The sequence below is a fragment of the Mesorhizobium sp. M7A.F.Ca.US.014.04.1.1 genome (assembly GCF_003998745.1).
In the GTDB taxonomy this organism is placed as follows: Bacteria; Pseudomonadota; Alphaproteobacteria; order Rhizobiales; family Rhizobiaceae; genus Mesorhizobium; species Mesorhizobium ciceri.
The window spans coordinates 1-669 of record NZ_RZRW01001301.1 but is presented as its reverse complement, the minus strand read 5'-3'; the positions used below and the strand labels follow the sequence as shown (position 1 = coordinate 669).

Below are 669 nucleotides of genomic sequence, written 5' to 3'. Positions count from 1 at the left end.
GCGTTAGAATCCGTGCCAGCGCTTCGCATGCTGCCGGGGGCGGGTGAACCAGTCAGCTTCGATGCGATCATGGATGCATTGCAACAATTGGATCAATCGGACGAGCTTGCCGGTCCTGATGGCAGTGACAGCGCGATGTTGGCCGGGTTCGTGCCATTCATCGATCGGATTTAAGCGCGACCTGATTGTTCGAGAACCATTGACCCGTCGGCGAGTGACCCCGCCGGCGGGGGGTGGCATGGGTGCGTTTCGCCCGGATTGCCGCTGAAAATTTTCCTAATACCTCTTGAAGGTGCAAGTCGCGATTCTAAATTGATGGTCGCCGGTCGCCTGATGGGGCCGGCAAGACCAGGAGGCGGCAAGGCTCTTGGCGCCTCCTATGATCCATGTTGCTCAAAGGAGGATGTGGTTATGAACCTCGATTTTACCCCCCTGTACCGGTCCAGCATCGGCTTCGACCGCATGGTCGACATGCTTGAAAATGCGAGCCGTGTGGCCTCGTTCGACAACTGGCCGCCCTACGATATCGCCAAGGTTGATGATGATGACTATCGCATCACGATGGCGGTCGCCGGTTTCTCGCAGGACCAGCTGACCATCACTCACCAGCCCAACATGCTGGTCGTGAGCGGGTCGCAATCCGGCGATGAGAACGGCCAGTATCTCTAC

General features: G+C 58.0%; 1 protein-coding gene. It reads left to right on the top strand.

Annotated features, from left to right (window positions below; all coding sequences use genetic code 11):
* Window positions 1-411: 411 nt before the first annotated feature.
* A partial coding sequence (locus EOA22_RS36200; protein WP_127390740.1) for an Hsp20 family protein occupies window positions 412-669 on the top strand: 258 nt, incomplete at its 3' end.